Raw genomic sequence first — 21,243 nt, forward strand, 5'->3', positions numbered from 1 at the left:
CAGGCAGGATGGCGAGGTGGACGAAGACGACATGCTGCTCTCCCCCGCCGGGATCGACCGGTTGCGCACCGCGCTGACCAGCGCCGGTTTCACCGCCGCCGGTGTCGCCGCCCGGCTCGGACCGCAGGCCACCGCGGCGATGGGCCGCAACGACCACCGGGCCGCCCTGCGCGCGACCGAGGACCGGGACCGGCTCGGCACGCTGGTCCGCCTGTTCATCTGCGAACAGGTCGAGCCGGAGGGGCCGGTCGCCGCCGCCCTCGCCCCACTGACCGTGGCCGAGGCCCTCGCCGCCGGCCTGGTCGAGCGGTCCGGCGGCGGCCTGCGCGCCGGCATCGACCTGGAGCCGTACGGGGACGACTGGTGGGTGCTCGCCGACCTGCCGGCCAGCGCCCGGCCCGGTCCGTTGCACGCCGAGCACGTGCTCGGCGTGGGTGGGGCGACGCAGACCCTGCTCGGCGCGACGGTCCGTCGGCCGGTGGAGACCGCCCTCGACCTCGGCACCGGTTCCGGCGTCCAGGCCCTGCACCTGTCCACCCACGCCCGCCGGGTCACCGCCACCGACCTCTCGGCACGGGCGCTGCGCTTCGCGGCCACCACCGCCGCGCTCAACGGGCTGGACTGGGAACTGCTCCGGGGTGACCTGGTGGCCCCGGTCGCCGGTCGCCGCTTCGACCTGGTGGTGAGCAACCCCCCGTTCGTGGTCGGGCCGGGTACGACCACCCACGTCTACCGGGACTCCGGCCGGGTCGGCGACGCGGTCGGCGCGGAGCTGGCCGCCGCTGCCCCCGGGCTGCTCACCGAGGGCGGCACGATGCAGTACCTGGCGAACTGGGTGCACGTCACCGGCGAGGACTGGGGTGAACGGGTCACCGGTTGGTTCGCCGGCACCGGGCTGGACGCCTGGGTGGTCCAGCGCGAGGTGGCCGACCCGATGGCGTACGTCAACCTGTGGCTGACCGACGTCGGCGAGACCCCCGACCCGCACCGGATGGCCGCCTGGCTGGACTGGTTCGACGCGCACCGGGTCGAGGCGGTCGGCTTCGGCATCGTCAGCCTGCGCAACGGCGGCCACGACGATCCGGTGGTCCGGGTGGAGGACCTGCGGCAGCGGGTCGAGCCACCGATGGGTGACCACGTCGCCGGTTGGTTCGACCGGCAGGACTGGCTGCGCGCCCACGACGCCGCAGGGCTGCTCGCGCACCGGTACCGGGCGGCCGAGGGGTTGCAGCTGCGGCAGGAGGCGACCATGGGCGACGAGGGCTGGGCGGTGGACCGGCAGGTGCTGGCCGCACCGCACGGGCTGCGGTGGAGCGAGGAGATCGACCCCCTGGTGCTGGCCCTGGTCGGGGGCGCGGACGGCCGGCTGCCGCTGCGCGACCAGCTCGCCCTGCTGGCCGCCGCGCACGACGTCGCCACCGACGAGTTGGCCGAGGCGGCCGGCCCGCTCGTGGCGCACCTGGTCGAGCGGGGCTTCGTCGAGCCGGTGACCGCCTGATGCGGGCGGTGGTGCAGACGGTCGGCCGGGCCAGCGTCACGGTGGACGGCGAGGTGGTCGGGGCGGTCACCGACGGCCTGCTGGTGCTGCTCGGGGTGACCCACACCGACACCCCGGAGACCGCCCGGACGATGGCCCGCAAGCTCCACGAGCTGCGCATCCTCGACGAGGAGCGGTCCGCGGCGGAGACCGGGGCACCGGTCCTGGTGGTCAGTCAGTTCACCCTCTACGGCGACGCCCGCAAGGGCCGCCGGCCCAGTTGGACCGCCGCCGCCCCCGCCGAGGTGGCCGAGCCGCTCGTCACCGAGGTCGTCGAGGCGCTGCGGTCGAGGGGTGCCACGGTCGCCACCGGCCGCTTCCGCGCCCACATGCTGGTCGAGAGCGTCAACGTCGGCCCCCGCACGATCCTCCTCGACCTCTGACCGGGTGCACCCGGTCAGCGGCACCCGGGGCGTCGGTACGGCTGGCGGGGTCACGCCACGGCGTGACCCCGCCCAGTCGGACCTGGCGTCGCGAACCTGCGCCGCCCCGCCGTCGGTCAGAAGAAGAGACCGCGCCGCTGGAGGGACTGGCGGAGCCAACCGTCGATCTGGGCGGGCCAGTCGGTCTGCCCGGCGGTCGCGTGGTCGACGGTGAACCGGCCGAACGCGTCCCGTCCCTCGGTGAACAGGCCACCCCGCTTGTCCATCTCCAGGACCACCTGGATGTGCTGCGGGGTGGTGACGAAGGTCAGTTCGAGCTGGTTCATCCCGCTGGCGTACTGCGGCGCGGGGTAGAACTCGATCTCCTGGTAGAACGGCAGGTGCTGCTGCACGCCGTAGATCCGGCCCCGTTCCACGTCGGCGCGGGCGAACCGGAAGCCCAGCCGCAGCAGCGCCTGGAGGATCTGCTCCTGGGCCGGCAGCGGGTGCACCGCCACCGCGTCCAGGTCGCCCTTGTCGACCGCCCGAGCCACCTCCAGCTCGGTACGCAGGCCCATGGTCATGCCGTGCAGGTGCTGCCCGTAGAGGGTGGTGAGCGGGGTCTCCCACGGCACCTCGAAGCGGAACGGCACGTCGTACCGCTGCCCGGCCTCCAGCCGGAACGGGCCGGTGACCTGCTGGCGGTGGAACTCCTGGGTGGTTTCGTACTCGCTGTCGCCGCTCTCCACCTCGACCCGGGTGACCAGTCCGAGCGCCAGGTACTCGACGTCCGTCGCATGGTCCCCACCGAGCACCTGGATCCGCCCCTCCAGGTGGCCGCCCGGCCGGCAGTTGGGGTTGGCGAGCACCGTCTCGACCGACGGACCGCCCACGCCCATCGCCTGCATGAGTTTCTTGAAGACCACACCGACCTCCGGTTACCTTGTCGTGGTCGCCCGACTGGCCGACCGGTGGCAACGTAACCGGCCAGCGCAATCACCGCCACACGTTCGTCGGCTGTTCCTGTCGGTTCCCCGATCGCCTCACTCCCGTTTCACGCGCCTCACGGCAAGCTGTGTGTCACCGGCGCCACTGGCCCGGTACGCGCGAAGTTGACGCGGGGAGGCGACAGAGATGGTTCTGCAGATGAGCGAGCACCCGATGACCCCGGCCACGACCGACACCGACGACCACGCGTCCGTGGAGACCCTGGTGGACCTGGACGCCACCGACGAGCGCGGCACGTCGACCGACCTGGTCCGGGCGTACCTCAACGGCATCGGACGGACCAAGCTGCTCACCGCCGCCCAGGAGGTCGAGCTCTCCAAGCGGATCGAGGCCGGCCTCTTCGCCGAGGAGAAGCTCGCCACCTGCACTCCGGTCTCCGCCCAACTCCGGGCGGACCTGAAGGTCGTCGCGGCCGAGGGCCGCGCCGCCAAGGATCACCTGCTGGAGGCGAACCTGCGGCTGGTGGTCAGCATCGCCAAGCGGTACACCGGGCGGGGCATGGCCTTCCTCGACCTCATCCAGGAGGGCAACCTCGGCCTGATCCGCGCCGTCGAGAAGTTCGACTACACCAAGGGCTACAAGTTCTCCACCTACGCCACCTGGTGGATCCGCCAGGCCATCACCCGCGCCATGGCCGACCAGGCCCGCACCATCCGCATCCCGGTGCACATGGTCGAGCAGGTCAACCGGATGGTCCGGGTCCGCCGTGAGCTGTCGGTCTCGCTGGGTCGCGAGCCCACCGTCGCCGAGGTCGCGGTCACCCTCGGCGTGCCGGAGTTCCAGGTCATCGAGCTGATCTCGTACGACCGGGAGCCGGTCAGCCTGGACCAGGCCGTCGGCGAGGACGGCGAGAGCGCCCTCGGTGACTTCGTCGCCGCCGTCGACCCTCGGCAGGAGCCCGGCGACCAGATCGCCAACGGGCAGCTCCGCCAGGAGGTCCGGATCGTGCTGGCCACCCTCTCGCAGCGGGAGGAGGCGGTGATCCGGCTCCGGTTCGGCCTCGACGACGGCCGGCAGCGCACCCTCGACGAGGTCGGCCGGGAGTTCGGTCTCTCCCGGGAGCGCATCCGGCAGATCGAGAAGGTGACCCTGCTCAAGCTCCGCGACCCGGAGCGGGCGCAGCGGCTGGAGGCGTACGCGAGCTGAATCGGCACCACACGAGGGCCCCGGCGGTTCGCCGGGGCCCTCGGCCGTGCCCGGCGGGGAATGACCGCGACCGCCGAACCGGACGTCGATGCGAGGGAGGCCGGCGGCGCCGGCCCGGTCAGATCCGGCGGGGGCCGGTGTCGGGGCGGGTGGTGGCGGCACCGATCCGGGCGGTGGCGTGCAGCACCGAGATGCCGTCGGCGCGGACCAGCACCGGATTCAGGGTGAGCGCCCGGAGCCGGGGCTGGTCGTCGGCGAGCCGGCCGACCCGGAGCAGCAGGTCGACCAGGGCGTCCCGGTCGACCGGCTCGGCACCCCGGTAGCCGCGCAGCAGCGGGGCCGCGCGCGGCTCGTCGACCAGCTCGCGGGCGTCCCGATCGGTCAGCGGGACCGCGCGCCAGGCCCGGTCACCGAGCAACTCGGTGGCGACCCCGCCCAGGCCGAAGCCGACCAGCGGCCCGAACGTCGGATCCTCCACCAGCTCCACCACACACGCCACCCCCGGCGGCACCATCGCCTGCACCAGGGCGTCCGCGCCGAAGACCGCCGCCAGTTCGTCGTACGCCCGGCGTACCGCGACCGGGTCGGCCAGGTCGAGGCGGACCGCACCGAGGTCGAGACGGTGCCGCAGCCCGGCGGCCGCCGCCTTCAGCGCCACCGGGAGGCCGAGCCGTCCGGCGGCCTCGACGGCCTCGTCGGCGGAGCGCACCGGCACCGAGTCGACCACCTCGACGCCGTACGCGGCGAGCAGCCGGGCGGCCTGGTCGGAGCCGTCGGCGCGGATCGCCACCTCGGCTGCGGCGGTGTCGACGTCGGGCAGTGCGGGCAGGGTGCCCGGTGGCCGGCGCAGCCAGTCCGCGTACGTGGTGACCCGGGCCAGCGCCCGGACCGCCTCCTCCACCCCGGAGTAGGCCGGCACGTCGGCGGGGAGTCCGCCGGCCAGGAACGTCGCCACCACCGGTTTGCCCGCGTCCAACACGGCGGAGAGCGCGGCGGCGAAGTCGGCGTCGCTGTCGGCCAGCTGTCCGGGCAGCGGTGGGGCGAAGGCCGCGACCAGCGCGTCGACCCGCTCGTCGGCGGCGGTACGGGTCAGGGCCAGGGCGAACTCGCTCGCCCCCGCCTGCGGTCCGACGTGGCGCGGGTAGCCGACCGCGACGTCGAGCCCGTGCGCCGCGCAGGCGGTGGCGGCGAGCACGGTCAGCGCGGAGGAGTTGCCGACCACGCCGACCCGTCGACCGGCGGGCAGCGGCTGCTTGGCCAACAGCACCCCGACGTCGAGGAGTTCGGCCACGGTGTCCACCCGGATCACACCGGACTGGGCGAAGAGCGCACTGACCGCCACCGCGTCCGGACCATTGGGCAGGGCGGCCGGGCGGGCCGGGGAGGCGAGCGCCACCACCGGCTTGGACCGGCCGATCCGTCGGGTCAGCCGGGCGAACTTGCGCGGGTTCCCGAAGGTCTCCAGGTAGAGCATGATCACGTCGGTGGCCGGGTCGTCCTGCCAGTACTGGAGCAGGTCGTTGCCGGAGACGTCGGCCCGGTTGCCGGCGGAGACGAAGCTGGACAGCCCCAGGCCGCGCCGGTCCGCCTCGGCGAGCAGGGCCACCCCGAACGCGCCGGACTGGCTGAAGAAGCCGACCCGCCCGGCCGGCGGCAGGACCGGGGCGAGGGTGGCGTTGAGGCGTACCGCCGGGTCGGTGTTGGCGATGCCCAGGCAGTTCGGGCCGACCACCCGCATTCCCGCCGCGTGTGCCTGGCGGACCAGGGCCCGCTGCGCCGCCGCCCCCGCCGCGCCGGCCTCGGCGAATCCGGCGGAGATCACCACCAGGCCGTGCGCCCCGGCGAGGGCCGCGTCGGCCACCACGGCCGGCACCGCCTCCGGGGCGACCGCGACGACCGCCAGGTCCACCGGCTGACCGGCGTCGGCCGCCGACGGGTACGCGGGCAGCCCGGCGACCGTGGCGGCACCGGGGTGCACCGGGACGACCGCCCCGACGAACCCGAGGTCACGCAGGTGGCCGAGCACCGCCGCGCCGACGCCCTGCCCGGTGGCGCTGGCGCCGTAGACGGCCACCCCGCGCGGGGCGAGCAGCCGGGCGATCGACCGGGCCTCGGTGCGCTGTTCCCGGCCCCGCTGCACCTGGAGGGTCTGCTCGGTCGGGGCGATCGGGAAACTCAGGTGCACCACGCCGTCGGCGAACTGCCGCTGCACCTGGTAGCCGAAATCGGCGAAGACCCGCAGCATCGCCCCGTTGGCCGGGAGCACCTCGGCGACGAAGGAGGTGATGCCGGCCCGTCCGGCCGCCTCGGCGAGATGCTCCAGCAGCACCGAACCGATGCCCCGGCCCTGGTAGGCGTCCTCCACCACGAACGCCACCTCGGCGTCGGGTGAGCGGGGGCCGAGCCGCTCGTACCGGCCGACCGCGACGATCCGGTCGCCGGCCAGCACCACGAACGCCTCCCGGTCGTGGTGGTCGACGTACACGAAACGGCGCAGGTCCCGGTCCGGGATGCGCGGGTACGGGGAGAAGTAGCGCAGGTAGCGGGTGCGCTCGGAGAAGCGGGAGTGCATCGCCACGATGCCCGGCGCGTCGTCCGGGTGGATAGGCCGCAACTGGACGGTCGTACCGTCGCTGAGCAGCACGTCCACCGGCGGGTCCACCGTGGTCACGTCCGGTACCTCCCCGGGTGGTTCAGTCTCTCGGTCGCACGCCCGGTCGCGCGGGTCGCGCGGTCAGTCTCTCGGGTCGTGCGGGTCGAGCCCGAACAGCGGGAAGACCGCGCGGCGGGTGGCGGCGACGGCCCGGTCCACGGCGTCGGGCTCACCGGTCGGTTGCCACGGCTCGTGCGACGGGTCCACGCCGTCGCCCATCCGTAACGGCACCTCCCGGCCCGGACGGCGGGCGGCGGCCAGTGCCCGCCAGGCCGGTGGGGTGGGGGTGGCCGGGTCGACCGGGTCGCCGGTGGCCACCGCCAGCAGGTGAGTCCAGGCCCGGGGCACCACCTCGACCAGGGCGTAACCCCCGCCGCCGGTGGCCACCCAGCGGCCCTCGCACAGCTCGTCGGCGAGCGCCCGCAGCGCCAGGTAGGTGGCCCGTTGCCCGTCGACGCTGAGCCGCAGGTCGGCCAGGGGGTCGAGCCGGTGCCCGTCGGCACCGCACTGGCTGACGAGCACCTGGGGGCGGAACGTGCGCAGCACCGACGGCACGACCGCGTGGAACGCCCGCTGCCAACCGGCGTCGTCGGTGCCCGGCGGCAGTGGCAGGTTCACCGCGCTGCCCGGCGCCGCCGGGCCACCCGTCTCGTCGGGGAAACCGGTACCGGGGAAGAGCGCGAGCGGCGTCTCGTGCAGGCTGACCGTCAACACCCGGGGCTCGTCCCAGAAGATCTGCTGCACCCCGTCGCCGTGGTGCACGTCCACGTCGACGTAGGCGATCCGCTCCGCGCCGAGGTCGAGCAGGCGGGCGATGGCCACCGCCGGGTCGTTGTAGACGCAGAAACCGGCGGCCCGCCCGGCCATGGCGTGATGCAGCCCGCCGGCCACGTTGACCGCGCGCCGGGCCTCGCCGCGCCAGACCGCCTCGGCGGCGGCCACGGTCGCGCCGGCCACCAGCGCGCTGGACTCGTGCATGCCCTCGAAGACCGGATTATCGGAGGTGCCCAGGCCGTACCCGGAGAAGAACGGGTCGTGCGGGGCCGCCCGGACCGCGTCCAGGTAGTCCGCCCGGTGCACCCGGGTCAGCAGCGCCTCGTCGGCCGGCGCGGGGCGCACCAGACGCACCCCGGGCCGGTCCAGCACGCCCAGTTCGCGGGCGAGGGCGACGGTCAACTCCACCCGTACCGGATCGAGGGGATGGTCACCGAGGTCGTAGGCGAGCAGCGCCTCGTCCCAGACCACCACCGTGTCGTCGGCCATGCGGCCATCGTCGCACGCGGGCGGGGCGGCCCCCGCCGCCGGTGGTGGGGCGGTCACCGTCCCGGTTGCGCCCCGGTGGCGACCGGTCGGTCCGGGTCGGCCACCCAGTCGCTCCACGAGCCGACGTACAGGGCCGCGTCGGTCCGGCCGGCGAGGTGCAGCGCCAGCACCGTCTGGGCGGCGGTCACCCCGGAACCGCAGTACGCGCCGACCGGCCAGCCGTCGGTCACCCCGGCGGCGGTGAACCGGTCCCGCAGCGCGGCGGCGGCGGGGAAGCGCCCCTCGGTGACGTACTCCGGGGCGGGCAGGTTCGTCGCGCCGGGGACGTGCCCGGCCACCGGGTCGATCGGCTCGGTCTCGCCCCGGTAGCGGGGGGCGGCGCGCACGTCGAGCAGCACCGCCCGGTCGGTGGCGGCCAGTCGGGCGGCGGCGTCGGCGTCGAGCACCGGCAGCCCACCGGGACGGACGGTGACGTCACCGGGCGTGGGGACGGGGACGTCGGTGTCGACCGGCAGGCCGGCGGCCACCCAGGCCGGGAAGCCCCCGTGCAGCAGCCGGACCGGACGGTGTCCGGCCCAGCGCAGCGTCCACCAGGCCCGCGCGGCGGCCATCCCGTCACCGCCGTCGTACACCACCACCGGGTGCCCCTGCCGGACGCCGGCCCGACGCAGCGCCACCTGGAGCACGGCCGGGTCGGGCAGCGGGTGCCGCCCGGCGGGACCGGGCGGGCCGCAGAGCTCGGTGTCCAGGTCGACGAAGACCGCGCCGGGTAGGTGCCCGGCGGCGTGGTCGGCCCGGCCGGGCGGGCCGGCGAGCCGCCAGCGGACGTCGAGCAGGACGGGCGGGCGGTCGTGACCGATCTCGACGGCCAGCTCCGCCGCCTCGACCAGCAGATCATCGGTACCGGACATGGCGTCCAGTTAACCCCATCGCGTCGTCCTGACCGGCGGTTCGCCAGCGGTCGTCGGCCGGTTACCGAGGTAGCATCGGTCTTCGGGAGGACCTGCGACGTGAAACATGATCCGGTCGACACGACCAAGGGCGTGGCTACCTCCGAGGAGAGGTGGAGGTAGATGGGCCGGCACGACCTGGTCGACACGACCGAAATGTACCTACGCACCATTCTCGAACTCGAGGAGGAGGGGGTGCCGCCGCTGCGCGCGCGGATCGCCGAGCGGCTGCACCAGAGCGGTCCGACCGTCAGCCAGACCGTCGCCCGGATGGAACGCGACGGGCTGCTCACCGTCGAGGGCGACCGGCATCTCACGCTGACCGCGCTGGGGCGCAACACGGCGGTGTCGGTGATGCGCAAGCACCGCCTCGCCGAACTGCTGCTGGTCAACGTGATCGGTATGCCCTACGAGGAGGCCCACCAGGAGGCCTGCCGGTGGGAGCACGTGATGAGCGACGCGGTGGAGAAGCGGGTGTACGACCTGCTCAACCGCCCCACCCGCTCCCCTTACGGCAACCCCATTCCGGGGTTGGATGAGCTGGGTCCGCCGGAGCAGCCCACCGTCGAGGTGGCCGAGGGCGAACGCAACCTGGCCTTCCCCGGTCTGGTCGGCACGGTGACCGTGCGGCGGATCTGCGAGAGCGTGCAGACCGACGCGGACGTGCTGCGCCAACTGCACGCCGCCGGGGTGGACCCGGGCGCCAGGGTCACCGTCGCCCAGGAACGGGACGCGGTCACCATCGACCGCTCGGGTGAGAAGATCCGCCTCCCCCGTGAGGTCGCCTCCCGGGTGTTCGTCGCCGCCGGCTGAGTCGTCGCATTCCGGACGGTCGGCGCGTGGCGGGCCGTCCGGGTCAGTCGGTGACGTACGGGCAGTGCCGGCAGCCGCGCCCACAGCAGGTGCCGCGCCGGGCGAGGAACCCGGCGGTGAGCACGAAGAGCCCGGTCGACGGGTCGGGGTAGCCGGCCGCACCGGCGGCCAGTGCGGCGGCGTGCGCGGCGAGGATCCGTTCCCGGTCCGGATGGTCAGGCGCCAGCCGCGCCGGGTGCGGCTCGGTCAACGACCGCGCCGCCAGAGGTAGTGGCTTCCCAGGCACGTGGCGAGTGTAGGGGCCGCCGCCGGTCGGTCGGGGCACCTGACGCCAGCGGCGGGCCGGTCGCCCGTACCACCGGGAGCGCCGGTTACCGGGCCCGCACGACGCTGACGGGCTCCACGACAACGGGGGCCTTCCCTGCGTGCTTCAGCATCTTCTCTCGACATGATCAGCCTTGTTCAAGTTGGGGCTGAGGTCGGCGTCGATTCGATTGCCAGTGCCGTATCGAAAGAGCAACGAGTCGTAGGCGTGACTATCCACCGATCCATGGTTCCAGAAGTACGCCGTCCCCGTCGGAGCGTTGTAGTGCACCGACTCCATTCGATCGTTCCAGCCGAGACTAGCCAAATCCAGCCAGGAGCAGCCGGAGTATCGACCCCGGGGGTAGCCGAAGTTCCTACCTTCGTAGTAACACACCATGCCCGACGGGCAATCAGCACCCTGCAGCGACCGCACTGACCGCTCGAAGGACATGACGAACGATCGTCCGGCGTAGCTGATCTCGTTTGCATTGATCTGGATTCCACCCGGATACGCCTTCAGATGCGCCTCGATTCTCTGCTGCCGGGCCTGGTCGGAGGGGCTGGCCAGTGCTGACGGAGACGCGGTACCGAAGGAAAGCAACAGCACGATCGCGAGAGTAGCGGCATTTGGCCACCTGGGTGTTCTGGACATTCTTCCACCACACTCCAATACCAATCTCGGAATGTTGCAGGACTCGACCAGACTGCGGCACCGTGATCACCTATTGTAGATCAGAACGGTAACAGCCGATGTTCTGACTATACCGACGCCCGTCAATCGTCGCCCAGCTGCGCTTTGCACTTCCGGATGAAGTTTGTTCATTCATCTCCAGGCCCACGACGCCGGAAGATCAACGATCTGAGGACGTCTCCCCGATGCCCCTGAACAGAAAGATCCACGGCTCCACCTCGCAGCATCGGACCGGCGGTGCGACACCCCCGGACCAGGTGGACGTCTACTGGCGTAACACCTTCCGATGATTGACAGTTGGCGATCGGGTAGGACAGGGTGTGCAGACGAGCTGCCGACTACCGGGGGGACGAAGGTGGCGAATGTTTCGGGCGACCGGCGCCTGGTCCGCCCTCACCACGCCACGCTGCTGGCCACCATGCTCGCTCTGGCATCGACCGGAACGCTGAGCGGTTGCGGCTCTCCGGGCCACCCTCGTGTCGAGGCCGACAGGCACTCGCCACCCGGTTCCTCGGCCGCCCCGTCGGAGCAGTGCGCCCCGCTGACCGACGCGACAGCTCAGAGCCACCTGCGGCAGTTGGCGAGTCGGGTGGGCCAGATCAAAGAACCGACAGGCGGAGGCCGCTACGCTCACATCCGATCACTCGTCTGGTTCAGGGACACGACAAGTCCAGTACCGGATCCACCGCCACAGATGCTCGAGGAGCAGACCTGGTGGGCGTCCGACCGCTCGGGACGGCGCGAGATCCGCACCCTGCCCTCGCTGTCCCTTGACGCACTCCAGACGTCGGGATGGTTGACCAGCTTCGCCGCCGTCCCACCCCGTTCAGTGCGATACGAGCCGGGAGAGCTAGCCATACCGGTACCCGATCCAAGCGAGGAGCCTGAGAAGCTCGCCCGACAGCTGGCCGCCCAGGACCCGGTCGAGAACGGCCCGCACGCCGTCCTGTCGGCAGCGTCCGAGATGTACAGATACCACACGCTACGGCCCCGGCAACGATCCAGTCTGCTCCAGGTCGTCGCCGACAGCACCGCGCTCGGGATCTGTCGGAGTGCGAGCGACCCGCTCGGGCGCTCTGGCCTCGCCATCACCACCGGCGACGAAGGCAAGAACCGACATGTTCTCACGGTGGATGAAAACTCCGGGCGCGCATTGAGCTACCAACTGTCTGCGCGGGAAGTACCCCGACACTCGGCGATCCGGGAGCCAGGTGTCACTTACAGCCTGATCTTCCTGTCCAGCGACCGCGTCACTACAGCAGGATCGGCTATTTCTGACAATCCGACAGCCGACGCGAGCCAATCTCTACCAGATCGCCGACATCGTTAGCGTCCCGATCTCGATCATCGGCCTGCACGCCAGGGGTAAGCTTCAAACGGTACCCACCGGACTTCTGATGGTACTGCCACCGGGAGCCCGCCTGAATGAAATAGACCAGCGGGTCGATGGCATGGAGCACCTGACCGCGGAGCCCGGGATGCTGCTCGCTGCGGTGCAGGTCAACTGGCAGGTTGAACGTTCGGACGCTACAGGCGGAAACGATGCCGGGAACACCGAATCGGGCGTGGCCCTTCGGCACCCCGTCATCATCGCGCTGATCGTCGTGTTCAATTGTCAGCGTAACGTGGAAAGCGTCAGCCTTTGAGCGGTTGACGAGCACGATCTGGGTGTTGTTATCAACAACAAGGCGGTCCATCTGCCGATATCCAGATATCTCGACAGATATGAGCGCAGCGTCCTTCTGGCTCACCTCACGCAACTCACGCTCGTTGCGCTCCCGCTCAACGCGGTTCGTGTCGACCTGGTCCCTCGTCGCGGCCTGCTGGTCACGAAGAGCCCGCTCGCTGACAGTGGCGGACCGCTCAGTGCTCCGACCATTACTACAGGCCACGTGAAGCATCAGGGCGTTGACAACAAGTGTCCCCACGGCCATCCAGGCAGTGAGCCTGTTGGATCGCTTGCCAGCCGACGATCCATCGACGCCAACGGCACTCGCATCGGAACCATCTTTTGATCCGGCGGCAGCGTTGACAAGGCGAGATGCACGAGTGCGACTGAAGGCTTTCCGCCCCGATCGCCGAGGACGGCTGCGCTTGCCCATTGGGCGATGGTACCGAGGCATGGACAGCCGCTGACACCACCAACAAATAGTTAGTTTTCCATGCAGACGAGGAAAGACCTGGCCAGAGCCGACCCATTGGCAACTTCGCAGCTCCGCTTGGAGTTCAGAGGGCACCCTATGATCAGAATCACCTACCCGTGAGTTACGTAAGAGAAACAACCCAGCCATAGCCGACTTAACCAGCGGGTCTCATCGTCGGCAAGACAGAAACCAGCCGCCGCACAACTGCACACACGGCTTGACCGTCGCGTTTTCCCTACTCAAGGACGCAGGAGGGGGATCCCGGACATCTCCGGACCCCCCTCCTGACGTGCGACTACGTCATGTTGCCACTCAGGCCGAATGGTGCATTGAAGGCAACTCGCGGCCCTGTCAGCTACAGCCGCTGGTGGAGCCGCAGCCCTCGCAGACGTAGCAGCTGCCGGCGGGGCGCATCTTCGTACCGCAGGTGAAGCAGAGCGGCGCGTCGGCGGCCTTGCCGATCACGGCCTCCAGCAGCTCGGTGGAGGAACCGACCGACGGCGCCGGCTTGGCGACGGCGGCCTCGGCGACCGGCCCGGCCGCCGGCTCGGGCCGGTTCTCGACCGGGGCGGAGGCGGCCATCGCGGTGAGGTCCGCACCGCCCTCGGCCGCCTCCGCCTCGGCCCGCATCTGGGCGGTCCGCTCGGCGGCGGTGAAGATGCCCAGCTCGGCGCGGTTGTCGTAGGGCAGGAAGTCCAGCGCCAGGCGACGGAAGATGTAGTCCATCACCGAGGCGGCGATCCGCACGTCCGGGTCGTCGGTCATCCCGGCCGGCTCGAACCGCATGTTGGTGAACTTGCTGACGTACGTCTCCAGCGGGACGCCGTACTGGAGGCCGATGGAGATGGCCACCGAGAAGGCGTCCATCACCCCGGCCAGCGTGGAACCCTGCTTGGACATCTTGAGGAAGACCTCGCCCAGGCCGTCGTCCGGGTACGACGACGCGGTGAGGTACCCCTCGGCGCCGCCGACGGAGAAGCTGACCGTCTGGGACGGACGCTTCTTCGGCAGCCGCTTGCGCACCGGGCGGTACTCGACGACCTTCTCCACGACCTTCTCGACCTCGGTCGACGCGGCCTCGGCACCCTTGTTCGGCTTGGCCACCGAGAGCGGCTGGCCGACCTTGCAGTTGTCCCGGTAGATCGCCAGCGCCTTGAGGCCGAGCTTCCAGCCCTCGAAGTAGATCTTCTCGACGTCCTCGACGGTGGCCGCCTCCGGCATGTTCACCGTCTTGGAGATCGCGCCGGAGATGAACGGCTGGACGGCCGCCATCATCCGTACGTGCCCCATCGGGGCGATGGAGCGCTCGCCCATGGCGCAGTCGAAGACCGGGTAGTGCTCCGGCTTGAGGCCGGGGGCGTCCACCACGTGACCGTGGTCGGCGATGTGCTCGACGATCGCCTCGACCTGCTCCTCCGGGTAGCCGAGGCTGCGCAGGGCGCGGGGGACCGTCTGGTTGACGATCTGCATCGAGCCGCCGCCGACCAGCTTCTTGAACTTCACCAGCGCCAGGTCGGGCTCGACGCCGGTGGTGTCGCAGTCCATCATCAGGCCGATGGTGCCGGTGGGGGCGAGCACGCTGGCCTGCGCGTTCCGCCAGCCGTTCCGGTCGCCGACCTTGTTGCCCTGGGTCCACTGCCGGGTCGCCTCCCGGACGACCGCGGTGGCGACGGTGCCGCTCGGCTTGATCTCGTCGTTGGCGGCGGCGTGCTTGCGCATCACCCGCTTGTGCGGCTCGGCGTTGCGGGCGTAGCCGTCGTACGGGCCGACGATGCCGGCCAGCTCGGCCGAGCGGCGGTACGCCGTGCCGGTCATCAGCGAGGTGATCGCGGCGGCCAGCGAGCGCCCCTGGTCCGAGTCGTACGGCATGCCGGAGGCCATCAGCAGGGCGCCGAGGTTGGCGTACCCGATGCCGAGCTGACGGTAGGCGCGGGTGGTCTCGCCGATCTTCTCGGTGGGGAAGTCGGCGAAGCAGATCGAGATGTCCATCGCGGTGATGACCAGCTCGACCGAGCGGACGAACTTCTCCACCTCGAAGCCCCCGTCCGCGCGGAGGAACTTCATCAGGTTCAGCGAGGCCAGGTTGCAGGACGAGTTGTCCAGGTGCAGGTACTCCGAGCACGGGTTCGAGGCGGTGATCCGCCCGGTCTCCGGGCAGGTGTGCCAGTCGTTGATCGTGTCGTCGTACTGGAGGCCGGGGTCGGCGCACTCCCAGGCGGCGTGGGCGATGGACCGGAAGAGCTGCTTCGCCTCGACCGTCTCGATCGTCGCCCCGTCCAGCCGGCCCCGCAGGTCGAACCCGCCGTCGTTCTCCACCGCAGTCATGAACTCGTCGGAGACCCGGACCGAGTTGTTGGCGTTCTGGTACTGCACGCTGACGATGTCGGCGCCGCCGAGGTCCATGTCGAACCCGGCGTCCCGCAGCGCGCGGATCTTGTCCTCCTCGCGCGCCTTGGTGACCACGAACTCCTGGATGTCCGGGTGGTCCACGTCGAGGATGACCATCTTCGCCGCGCGCCGGGTGGCGCCGCCGGACTTGATGGTGCCGGCCGAGGCGTCCGCGCCGCGCATGAAGCTGACCGGGCCGGAGGCGTTGCCACCGGAGGAGAGCAGCTCCCGGGAGGAGCGGATCCGGGAGAGGTTCACCCCGGAACCGGAGCCGCCCTTGAAGATCAGCCCCTCCTCCTTGTACCAGTCGAGGATCGAGTCCATCGAGTCGTCGACGGCCAGGATGAAGCACGCGCTGACCTGCTGCGGCGACGGCGTGCCGACGTTGAACCAGACCGGCGAGTTGAAGCTGAACACCTGGTGCAGCAGCATCCAGGTCAGCTCGTGGGCGAAGACCTCGGCGTCGGCCGGGCTCGCGAAGTAGCCGTACTTCTCACCGGCGGCCCGGTAGCTGCCGACCACCCGGTCGATGAGCTGCTTGAGCGACCACTCCCGCTCCTGCGTGCCCACCGCGCCCCGGAAGTACTTCGTGGTCACGATGTTGGCCGCGTTGACGCTCCAGGACTCCGGGTACTCGACCCCGCGCTGCTCGAAGTTGATCGAGCCGTCCCGCCAGTTCGTCATCACGACGTCCCGGCGCTCCCAGGTCACCTCGTCGTACGGGTGCACCCCCTCGGTGGTCCACACCCGGTCGACCTTCAGCCCGGTCGCCGCCCCGCCGCTCTTCGCCGTCCGCGTCCGACTCGCTGTCACGCCGTCCCCCGCCATCTCATCCGCCCCCTCGTCTGCGCGGCCACCCGACCGCGCGTCGTCACGTACCCGTTGGAAAAAAATCAGTTGGTGCGGTCGCCCGCCCCGGCCGCGGCGGTGGCCCCGTCCGGGTCGCCCCCGACGCCGGTCCGGGCGCGCGCCGCCGCCCGCAGCGTCTCGATCTCGCGCTCGAAGTCGGCCAGCGAGTCGAACGACCGGTAGACGCTGGCGAAGCGGAGGTAGGCCACCTCGTCCAGGTCCCGCAGCGGGCCCAGGATCGCCAGCCCCACCTCGTGACTCGGCAGCTCCGCCGCGCCCTTGGCCCGCACGGTCTCCTCGACCTTCTGCGCCAGCAGGGCGATCGAGTCCTCGTCGACCGGCCGCCCCTGGCAGGCCTTGCGGACCCCACCGATGATCTTCGTGCGGCTGAACGGCTCGGTCACCCCGCTCCGTTTCACCACGGCGAGGACTGCCTCCTCGACCGTGGTGAACCGCTTGCCACATTCCGGGCAGGCCCGGCGACGCCGGATCAGCTGGCCGTCGTCGGCCTCCCGCGAGTCGACCACCCGGGAGTCGGCGTGCCGGCAGTACGGGCACCGCATCGCCGCACCTCCTTCATCGATCGCGGTCGCGCCCCGTTCCCGGACACGCGTGATCACGGCGGAACCATCGGTCGATGGCCGGCCGCCGTGGGCGCGAACGAGAAGTGCGGTCGGTAGTCGAACCCAACCTATAGGCGACTTACACCCATGTGACTACTACATCTAGGGGTCGACCGTATGCTGCGGACCGACGGTGGTCAAGTTGGACCGGGGTGTCCGGCGCGTCACGCGGGACTCCCCACGTCCAACGCCCGGACGCGCCGTCGGTTACCCCCGAACCACTCGAGAATCGAACATGAGTTCGACTGGGCGTACCATTAAACAGAAACCGACCCGCCGGAGGGACGGATTTCCCGGCGACACGCCGGAATCAGGTCGTACAGACGTTTGAAAATGACCCATCCCACCTATACGGTCGGGAACAACCGGGCGCGGGCCTGCCGTCGAGGCGGCCCCGCTCGTCCGTACGCACCACGAGCCGCCGAGGCACCCAGCGCCGACCAGGGAGGACGGACGTGTCGACCGAGGACCGGGCCAGCCGGCCGAAGCCCCCGCAGCAGATCGCCGAGGCGGGGCCACCGGCCACCCGCCGTCGGGCCGCGCGCAGCCGGACGGGGCAGCCCGCCGTGCGCCCGGTCACGCCGGTGGTCAGCGCCTTCCCCGACCCGGCCACCGTCGACCTGACCGCCCGCCAGCGGCGGATCCTGGAGTTCATCCGGGACTGGGTGGACCGCCACGGTTACCCACCCAGCGTGCGGGAGATCGGCGAGGCGGTCGGGCTGGTCTCCCCGTCCAGCGTCGCGTACCAGCTCAAGGAGTTGGAGCGGAAGGGTTTCCTGCGGCGCGACCCGAACCGCCCCCGCGCGGTGGACGTCCGCCCGCCCAGCGACATGATCGACGACGAGGCGACCCGCTCGCAGCGTCCCACGCCGGCGTACGTGCCGATGCTGGGCCGGATCGCCGCCGGTGGGCCGATCCTCGCCGAGCAGGCCGTCGAGGACATCTTCCCCCTCCCCCGCGAGCTGGTGGGCGAGGGCGAGGTCTTCATGCTCCAGGTCAAGGGCGACTCGATGCTCGACGCCGCCATCTGTGACGGCGACTGGGTCGTGGTCCGGCAGCAGCCGACCGCCGACAGCGGCGAGATCGTGGCCGCCATGCTCGACGGCGAGGCGACCGTCAAGACCTACCGCCGACGCGACGGCCACGTCTGGCTGATGCCGCAGAACCCGGCCTTCGACCCGATTCCCGGCGACGACGCCACCATCATGGGGCGCGTCGTGGCGGTGCTCCGGCGCATCTGACCCCGGTCGGACGGCTGCGGCACTGGTCGCCGCCGTCGTCCGGGTGCTTCCGGGGCACCGCGCGGTGCCCCGGTCAGCGGTGGCCGACCACCAGAACCGCGCCGTCGGTGTGTCAGTACCGGGTGCCCCGGTAGTCGTGGCCCGGACCGTTGGCGCGACCGTGTCCCTCCGGGTCGGGTCCGCCCCGGCGACGGTACTCGTCCGGCTCGTCCCGTCGTCGACCGGGCGCACCCCGGCGCGGCGGCTCGGCCCGACCCCCGCCGTACCCGCCGCCACCGTACGCACCCTCGCCGCCGTAACCGCCCCGACCGCCCGAGGGGCCCCGGCCACCGCCGTCCCGGTAGCCGCCGCGTCCGCCGCCGGGCGGGGCGCCGGGGGGGCCGCCGTACACGTTCGCACCGCCCTGGCCACCGTAGACCGCGCCCCCGGCCGGTGGGGCGGCACCGCCGTAGACGTTCCCCCCGCCGGCCCGACCGGCCGGACGACCACCGGTGGCGGCCGGCGGGCCACCGTAGACCGCGCCCCGCTGCGGCTCCCGACCCGGCGGCGGGACACCGGGTCGGCCGCCGTCACGGCGGTCGACCTCGTCACGGGCGGGCAGTTCGCCACTGACCTGCGGATCGCGCCGGGACGCCGCCGGTGGCCGGCGCCGGGCCCGGACGATGCCGACGATCCCCGCCCCGACCAGCAGCGCGCCGAGTGCACCGACCGCCGCGATCAGATACGTGATGTCGTCCAGGCTGAGCCCGTCCAACAGGGAGCCCCCGGCCGCCTCCTTGGCCTTCGGCTTCCCGGCCACCGGCGTGGCGCCCTTGGTCGACGGCGGGTACGCCAGGATGTCGACGTTCGCGTCCTCGCCCAGCTCGCCGGCGTCGGAGACGGTGACGAAGAGCTTGCCGTCGGGGGTGTAGGAGATCGCCTCGCCGAACGGGTCGGCCAGCGGGGTGACCCGGGGTTCGCCCTTGGTCAGGGCGGCCACGAGGTCGCCGCCGGCCACGTCGTACTCGAAGGCGTCGGCATAGGTGCGCAGCACCACCCGGCTGCCGTCGGGTGAGCGGGCCGCCCCGGTGATCGCGATCCGGCCGGGCCCCTGGAGCACGTTGGCGGTGGTGGTCCTGGGCAGAGCGACCTCGCCGACCTTCTGCATCGGCACCGGCTCGGCATTGTTGGTCCTGAGCGCCGCCGTCGGGGTGAAGATCTCCGCCTTGCCGCTGAGCGTCTTCGTGATGATCAGGGGCTTGCCGTCGTCCCCGATCAGCAGTGCCTCGGCGTCGTGCGGCTTGCGCTCCGGGTAGGCGACCCGGTGCAGTTCGGGCTCCTCCGAGCCGCTGGCCGGCATGCTCCACAGCGCCACCCGCTCGCGCCGCTTGGTGCTGGTGACGTTGTCACCGATGTCGGCGATCCAGAGCGTCTTGCCGTCCGGGGAGAGGGCCAGGTCCTCCGGGTCCAGTGGCCCCTGGCCGGAGTACCGGACGCCCTTGGTGACCTCACACGTCGCGTTCAGGTAGAAGACCCGCTTGTGGCTGTCGATCTCCGTGCTGTCGTTGACCACGATGTAGCCGTTCTTGGTCACGACCAGCCCGGAGAGTTCGCGGAGCTTCTCGTCGGTGACCGCGCAACGCTTCTTGCCAGCCGCCGGTGCGGTGTCCGGGGCGGACGGGGCCGGGGCGGCGACCGCCGCCCCGGCGATTCCCACGGTGACCGTGAGCAGGCCGAAGGCAACCGTGATCGAGGAAACCGCGCGCCGCATGGGCTCAGTGTCGCATGTTCCGCTCACCATTCGGACGACCCGCCGGCCCCTTACGGACGACGTGCGGCGACCGTCTTCTCCGCCGACTCGAACGGGGCCAGCTCGGCGGCGAGTGCCGCATCCACCCGGACGTGCAGCAACGTCCCCTCCGGAAGGTGGGCCGTGCTGAGCACCTCGCCCTGCCGGTGCACCCGGGCGACCAGGTCACCCCGGTCGTACGGCAGCACCGCCCGGATCTCGACCGCCGGATGGGGCAGCCGCGCCTCGATGGCGGCGCGCAGTTCCTCGATCCCCCGCCCGGAGTGGGCGGAGACGAAGATCGCGTCCGGCCAGGCACGCTTGAGTCGCAGCAGCGTCTCCTCGTCGGCGGCGTCGGTCTTGTTGACCGCCAGCAGTTCGGGGAGCCGGTCGGCGCCGACCTCGGCGAGCACCTCGCGAACCGCCCGCACCTGCTCCTCCGGGTCGGGGTGGGTGCCGTCGACCACGTGCACCACCAGGTCCGATTCGGCCACCTCCTCCAGCGTCGAGCGGAACGCCTCGACGATCTGGTGCGGCAGGTGCCGGACGAAGCCGACCGTGTCGGAGAGGGTGTAGAGGCGACCGTCGGCGGCGGTGGCCCGCCGGGTGGTCGGGTCGAGGGTGGCGAAGAGCGCGTTCTCGACCAGCACCCCCGCGCCGGTCAGCCGGTTGAGCAGGCTGGACTTGCCGGCGTTGGTGTAGCCGGCGATGGCCACCGCGGGCACCGCGTTGCGGGTGCGGCGGGCTCGCTTGGTCTGGCGTACCGTCCGCATGGCCTTGATCTCGCGGCGCAGCCGGGAGATCCGGTGCCGGATCCGCCGCCGGTCGGTCTCCAGCTTGGTCTCACCGGGACCACGCAGGCCCACGCCGCCGCCGGCACCGCCACCGCGACCGCTACCACCGGTCTGCCGGGAGAGGGTTTCACCCCAGCCGCGCAGCCGGGGCAGGAGGTATTCGAGCTGGGCCAGCTCGACCTGCGCCTTGCCCTCCCGACTCTTGGCGTGCTGGGCGAAGATGTCGAGGATCAACGCGGTCCGGTCGACCACTTTGACCTTGGTGCGCTGTTCCAGGTTGCGCAACTGGGACGGGGAGAGTTCCCCGTCGCAGATCACCGTGTCGGCCCCGGTGGAGAGGACCACCGCGCCGAGTGCGTCGACCTTGCCCCGCCCGACGTAGGTGGCCGGGTCCGGGCGGTTGCGTCGCTGGATCAGCCCCTCCAGCACCTGGGAGCCGGCGGTCTCGGCGAGCGCGGCCAACTCGGTGAGGGAGTTCTCCGCGTCGGTCACCGTGCCCTCGGTCCAGACGCCGACCAGCACCACCCGCTCCAGCCGGAGCTGCCGGTACTCGACCTCGGTGACGTCACTGAGCTCGGTGGAGAGACCGGGCACCCGCCGCAGCGCCTGACGCTCCTCCAGTTCCAGCTCGCCGGTGGTGGCGTCGAGTTCCTCGTCCTCGACCGGGACGAAGCCCTGCTGCTCTCGCAAACCGCTCTCCTGTCCGT

Annotated in this window: 16 protein-coding genes; 5 read left to right on the forward strand and 11 right to left on the reverse strand. The window is 71.5% G+C overall.

Annotated elements, in window-relative coordinates:
• Window positions 1–16 precede the first annotated feature (16 nt).
• Together AB0F58_RS13755 and dtd are read left to right on the forward strand one after the other, a co-directional pair.
• Complete coding sequence (locus tag AB0F58_RS13755; RefSeq protein ID WP_357142409.1) at window positions 17–1,498, forward strand: methyltransferase; 1,482 nt, start codon at window positions 17–19, stop codon at window positions 1,496–1,498.
• Window positions 1,498–1,920, forward strand: a complete 423-nt coding sequence (dtd, locus tag AB0F58_RS13760) for a D-aminoacyl-tRNA deacylase (protein ID WP_357142410.1) — start codon at window positions 1,498–1,500, stop codon at window positions 1,918–1,920. Before AB0F58_RS13755 ends, dtd begins: the two co-directional genes overlap by 1 nt.
• 116 nt (window positions 1,921–2,036) lie before the next feature.
• Here the strand turns inward: dtd and AB0F58_RS13765 are convergent, their stop codons facing one another.
• Entirely contained in the window at window positions 2,037–2,825 is a 789-nt protein-coding gene (locus AB0F58_RS13765) for a sporulation protein (protein WP_357142411.1), read from the reverse strand.
• 220 nt (window positions 2,826–3,045) lie between these two features.
• On the opposite strand from AB0F58_RS13765, the gene sigB reads away from it, so the two are divergent.
• On the forward strand, window positions 3,046–4,053 hold the full coding sequence (sigB, locus tag AB0F58_RS13770) for an RNA polymerase sigma factor SigB (RefSeq protein WP_357142412.1): 1,008 nt from the start codon (window positions 3,046–3,048) through the stop codon (window positions 4,051–4,053).
• A 118-nt stretch (window positions 4,054–4,171) separates the two neighbouring features.
• Here sigB and AB0F58_RS13775 read toward each other — a convergent pair whose 3' ends face one another.
• From AB0F58_RS13775 to AB0F58_RS13785, 3 genes are all read right to left on the reverse strand, one after another.
• Entirely contained in the window at window positions 4,172–6,724 is a 2,553-nt protein-coding gene (locus tag AB0F58_RS13775; RefSeq protein WP_357142413.1) for a GNAT family N-acetyltransferase, read from the reverse strand.
• A gap of 63 nt (window positions 6,725–6,787) precedes the next feature.
• On the reverse strand, window positions 6,788–7,969 hold the full coding sequence (locus tag AB0F58_RS13780) for an acetoin utilization protein AcuC (RefSeq protein ID WP_357142414.1): 1,182 nt from the start codon (window positions 7,967–7,969) through the stop codon (window positions 6,788–6,790).
• Window positions 7,970–8,022: 53 nt separating this feature from the next.
• Window positions 8,023–8,880, reverse strand: coding sequence for a sulfurtransferase (locus AB0F58_RS13785; RefSeq protein ID WP_357142415.1), 858 nt, complete (start codon window positions 8,878–8,880; stop codon window positions 8,023–8,025).
• Window positions 8,881–9,042: 162 nt separating this feature from the next.
• On the opposite strand from AB0F58_RS13785, the gene AB0F58_RS13790 reads away from it, so the two are divergent.
• On the forward strand, window positions 9,043–9,732 hold the full coding sequence (locus tag AB0F58_RS13790) for a metal-dependent transcriptional regulator (RefSeq protein ID WP_357142416.1): 690 nt from the start codon (window positions 9,043–9,045) through the stop codon (window positions 9,730–9,732).
• Window positions 9,733–9,775: 43 nt separating this feature from the next.
• Here the strand turns inward: AB0F58_RS13790 and AB0F58_RS13795 are convergent, their stop codons facing one another.
• The 5 genes from AB0F58_RS13795 to nrdR form a co-directional block, all read right to left on the reverse strand.
• Window positions 9,776–10,018 (reverse strand): DUF5522 domain-containing protein, encoded by a 243-nt coding sequence (locus tag AB0F58_RS13795; protein WP_357142417.1) that lies wholly within the window; start codon window positions 10,016–10,018, stop codon window positions 9,776–9,778.
• 144 nt (window positions 10,019–10,162) lie between these two features.
• Window positions 10,163–10,645: a peptidase inhibitor family I36 protein gene (locus tag AB0F58_RS13800; protein ID WP_357142418.1), complete on the reverse strand. Its 483-nt coding sequence runs from the start codon at window positions 10,643–10,645 to the stop codon at window positions 10,163–10,165.
• 1,352 nt (window positions 10,646–11,997) lie between these two features.
• Complete coding sequence (locus tag AB0F58_RS13805; protein WP_357142419.1) at window positions 11,998–12,831, reverse strand: hypothetical protein; 834 nt, start codon at window positions 12,829–12,831, stop codon at window positions 11,998–12,000.
• Between the two features lie 393 nt (window positions 12,832–13,224).
• Window positions 13,225–16,089, reverse strand: a complete 2,865-nt coding sequence (locus AB0F58_RS13810) for a vitamin B12-dependent ribonucleotide reductase (RefSeq protein ID WP_357142420.1) — start codon at window positions 16,087–16,089, stop codon at window positions 13,225–13,227.
• Window positions 16,090–16,154: 65 nt separating this feature from the next.
• On the reverse strand, window positions 16,155–16,673 hold the full coding sequence (gene nrdR, locus AB0F58_RS13815) for a transcriptional regulator NrdR (RefSeq protein WP_357142445.1): 519 nt from the start codon (window positions 16,671–16,673) through the stop codon (window positions 16,155–16,157).
• Between the two features lie 515 nt (window positions 16,674–17,188).
• Between nrdR and lexA the strand changes: the two genes are divergently transcribed.
• Window positions 17,189–17,974 (forward strand): transcriptional repressor LexA, encoded by a 786-nt coding sequence (gene lexA, locus AB0F58_RS13820; RefSeq protein WP_357142421.1) that lies wholly within the window; start codon window positions 17,189–17,191, stop codon window positions 17,972–17,974.
• A 112-nt stretch (window positions 17,975–18,086) separates the two neighbouring features.
• Here the strand turns inward: lexA and AB0F58_RS13825 are convergent, their stop codons facing one another.
• On the reverse strand, window positions 18,087–19,724 hold the full coding sequence (locus tag AB0F58_RS13825; RefSeq protein WP_357142422.1) for a hypothetical protein: 1,638 nt from the start codon (window positions 19,722–19,724) through the stop codon (window positions 18,087–18,089).
• Window positions 19,725–19,774: 50 nt separating this feature from the next.
• Window positions 19,775–21,226, reverse strand: coding sequence for a GTPase HflX (gene hflX, locus AB0F58_RS13830; protein WP_357142423.1), 1,452 nt, complete (start codon window positions 21,224–21,226; stop codon window positions 19,775–19,777).
• Window positions 21,227–21,243: the final 17 nt, after the last annotated feature.

Origin of the sequence: Micromonospora sp. NPDC023956, assembly GCF_040639195.1 — a bacterium.
Classification (GTDB): Bacteria; Actinomycetota; Actinomycetes; order Mycobacteriales; family Micromonosporaceae; genus Micromonospora.